This is a genomic window from Curtobacterium sp. MMLR14_002, from assembly GCF_001864975.1.
In the GTDB taxonomy this organism is placed as follows: domain Bacteria; phylum Actinomycetota; class Actinomycetes; order Actinomycetales; family Microbacteriaceae; genus Curtobacterium; species Curtobacterium flaccumfaciens.
Genome location: NZ_MJGT01000065.1, coordinates 35800 through 38941, shown reverse-complemented (window position 1 = coordinate 38941; position 3142 = coordinate 35800). Strand labels below are relative to the sequence as shown.

Annotated in this window: 4 protein-coding genes; 2 read left to right on the top strand and 2 right to left on the bottom strand. The window is 71.1% G+C overall.

Features of this window, described 5'->3' with window-relative positions:
- Window positions 1–32: 32 nt before the first annotated feature.
- A complete protein-coding gene (locus tag BIU91_RS12940) occupies window positions 33–464 on the bottom strand; it encodes a hypothetical protein (RefSeq protein WP_084741237.1) in 432 nt (143 codons plus the stop codon).
- 261 nt (window positions 465–725) lie between these two features.
- Between BIU91_RS12940 and BIU91_RS12935 the strand changes: the two genes are divergently transcribed.
- Window positions 726–974 (top strand): WhiB family transcriptional regulator, encoded by a 249-nt coding sequence (locus tag BIU91_RS12935; protein ID WP_017888820.1) that lies wholly within the window; start codon window positions 726–728, stop codon window positions 972–974.
- Between the two features lie 69 nt (window positions 975–1043).
- Here BIU91_RS12935 and BIU91_RS12930 read toward each other — a convergent pair whose 3' ends face one another.
- Entirely contained in the window at window positions 1044–2546 is a 1503-nt protein-coding gene (locus tag BIU91_RS12930; protein ID WP_071405778.1) for a sensor histidine kinase, read from the bottom strand.
- 118 nt (window positions 2547–2664) lie between these two features.
- Here BIU91_RS12930 and BIU91_RS12925 point away from each other — a divergent pair, with 118 nt between their 5' ends.
- The gene (locus tag BIU91_RS12925) at window positions 2665–3105 is read left to right on the top strand and encodes an Rv3235 family protein (RefSeq protein ID WP_084741235.1); all 441 of its coding nucleotides are present in this window, start codon (window positions 2665–2667) and stop codon (window positions 3103–3105) included.
- The last annotated feature ends 37 nt before the right edge of the window (window positions 3106–3142 follow it).

Here is a 3142-nt window from a genome sequence, read left to right as displayed (position 1 = left end):
CCGGGCCTCCAGTGCGTGGCGGACCAGACCGTCTACTCGGCCGGACGCGCGAGCGCGGCCGTCACCGACCGCGACAGCACCAGCGTGATGCCGAGCAAGGCGGGGACGAGCAGCACCCAGCCGACCGCGGCGACGCGGAAGACGCCCTGGAACGCCCCGATCGCGATGGCGCCCTGCAGGACCTGCCAGACGATGATCCCGGAGCGCACCCACGCCCGGCCCTGCCACAGGCCGTTCAGCAGCGCACCGAGCCAGAGCGCAGCGATGGCGACGAGGACGGTGAGGGCGATGCCGGAGGCGATGCTCGTGGCCGGGGCGACGACCAGTTCGACGACCAGGACGACGGTCACGACCACCAGCGCGAGGAACTCGAGGCCGACCACGGCGAGCAGCCCCAGCATCGCCGGCGACCGGCGCGCGACGGGTGCGGAGGGTTCGGTGTCGTTCGGGGTGTCGTCGTGCACAGTGATCCTCCAGCATCGGAACCCTTGATTTGGCCCTACCAGTATGGAACGATATTGGAGGTCGTTTGGACGGCACGATGTGGTGTGCGTCTCCCGTGGTTCATCGCTCCTCCCCCGAGCGTCTCGCGGGCGTCAGACACGCTTCCTGCGGACTCCTCCCCACAGTTGTCCCCTCCATGCCGCATGCATGGTCAGCGGTCCGATCCCCCGAACCACGGCCCCGGCCTGCCGTTCGAGCATCGACATCAAGGAGCACCACACATGGACTGGCGTGACAAGGCTGCCTGCCTCACCGCAGACCCCGAGCTCTTCTTCCCCGTCGGGAACACCGGGCCCGCCGTCGACCAGATCGAGAAGGCCAAGTCGGTCTGTGCGCGTTGCACGGTCACCGAGATGTGCCTGCAGTACGCACTCGAGAACAACCAGGACTCGGGTGTCTGGGGTGGTCTCAGCGAGGACGAGCGTCGTGCGCTGAAGCGTCGCGCCGCCCGCGCTCGCCGCGCGTCCTGACCCCGGTCGTCTGACACCACGACGCCCGTCGTCCCCTCGGGGACGGCGGGCGTCGTCGTGCGTGCGGCGTCAGGCGGCGGGGGCGGTCAGCCAGCGGAACGGGATGGTGATCGTCACCTCGGTGCCGCTGCCCGTCAGGGTGTGCCAGTCGATGGTGCCGCCGAGCTCGCCCTGGATGAGCGTACGGACGATCTGCGTGCCGAGGCCGGAGCCGACCTTGCCCTCGGGGAGCCCCGCGCCGTTGTCGCGGACCTCGATCTCCAGGTGGTCGTCGAAGCGGCGGGCGACGATCTCGACCTCGCCGTCACGGCCGTCCAACCCGTGCTCGACGGCGTTCGTCACGAGCTCGGTGAGGCCGAGGGCGAGCGGCGTCGCGGCCTCGGAGGGCAGCACCCCGAACTCGCCGGTCTTCTTCGGGTGCACGGTGGTGTTGTGCGACGCGGCGACCTCGGTGACGAGCTTGAGCACCGAGTCGAACACCTCGTCGAAGTCCACGGTCTGGCTGAGCCCGCTCGACAGGGTGTCGTGCACGACGGCGATGGCGGCGACGCGGCGCATGGCGTTCTGCAGCGAGGTCCGCGCTTCGTCCGAGTGCGTACGACGCGCCTGGATCCGCAGCAGGGACGCCACGGTCTGCAGGTTGTTCTTCACGCGGTGGTGGATCTCGCGGATCGTGGCGTCCTTGGTGATGAGCTCGCGCTCCTGGTGCCGAAGCTCGGACACGTCGCGGCAGAGCACGATGGCACCGATGCGCTCACCGTGGTCGCGGAGCGGGATCGAGCGGAGCGACACCGTGACGCCCTTCGACTCGATGTCCGCCCGCCAGGGTGCGCGGCCGGTGACGACGAGCGGCAGGGACTCGTCGACGTCGAGCTGGGCCCCGATGAGCTCGGTGGTGACCTCGGCGAGGGACTTCCGCTCGAGCTCGCCCTCGAAGCCCATGCGGTTGAACGCGCTCAGGCCGTTCGGGCTCGCGAACGTGACGATGCCGGCGGTGTCGAGCCGCAGCAGGCCGTCGCTGGCACGGGGCGCGCCACGACGGGGGCCCGCCGGTGCGCCGAGGTCGGGGAAGTCACCGGTGGCGATCATGCCGAACAGGTCGTTCGCGCTCGCGGTGAAGTTGAGTTCCTGGCGGCTCGGGGTCCGCATCTCGTCCTGGTTGGAGTGCCGGGTGACGACGGCGATCGGTCGCTCGGTGGTCTCGGCGCTCTTCGCGCTCAGGCGGCGGAGCACGGGGATCGCGCGGACGCGGGTCGGGGTGTCCTCGTACCAGTCCGGCTCAGCGGAGTCGACGACCCGTGACCCGGCGAAGCTCTCGGTCACCTGGCCGCGCCACTCCTCGCGGATCTCCTGGCCGACGATGTCCCGGTAGAACAGCGTCGCCGCGGAGCTCGGCCGGGCGTGTGCGACGGCCACGAACGAGCCGTCCTCGGCGGTCGGGACCCAGAGCACCATGTCGGCGAAGGACAGGTCGGCGAGGAGCTGCCAGTCCCCCACGAGCAGGTGGAGCCACTCCACGTCTGCTTCCGAGGAACGGCCTTGCGCGAGGACGAGGTCACTGAGGGTCGACACCCAGCCAGTCTAGGTCCGCCGCCTTGTGGAGAACGTCGCCCTCTCCACAGGGCAGACCGGCGTGTATTTCGTATGTCGCACGCCCCATACGCTCGCTCCAACGACGGAAGGGGCAGGGGTGGCAGAGCAGGCACGCCGCATCGATCACGAGACGACGACGGCGCACCCACCGCCGCTGCGGATCGTCGAACCGGCGCCGGAGCCCGCCGTGGCGACCGATCCCCCGGACCCGGCGACGACCGCACGGGCGCTCGGACTCTGCGTCGCCGAGGTGCTCACCGGCGCGCGGGAGGTCGACAGCATCGCCCGCTGGATCAGCGACGACGTGCAGCGGCACCTGCAGCAGCGGGCCGCGGTGGCAGCGCACGCCCGGGGCTCCGGTCGGCGGGCACGCGGGCGCCCCGTGCTCCGGGTCGGCAGCGTGCTCGTCTGCCGCCCCGCGGCGGGCGTCGCCGAGGCGACGGTGGTCGTGCACGCGCGCAGTCACGCGCGAGCGGTCGCCATGCGGCTCGAAGAGCGACACGGACGGTGGCAGGCGACCGCGATCGGGGTCCTGTAGCCGGGGTGCGGACGGACGGGAGGCCCGGTGCCAGCTG

Excerpts from the sequence above, each read along its gene's own strand:
- BIU91_RS12935 (WP_017888820.1), top strand. The coding sequence starts at position 726 with ATGGACTGGCGTGACAAGGCTGCCTGCCTCACCGCAGACCCCGAGCTC.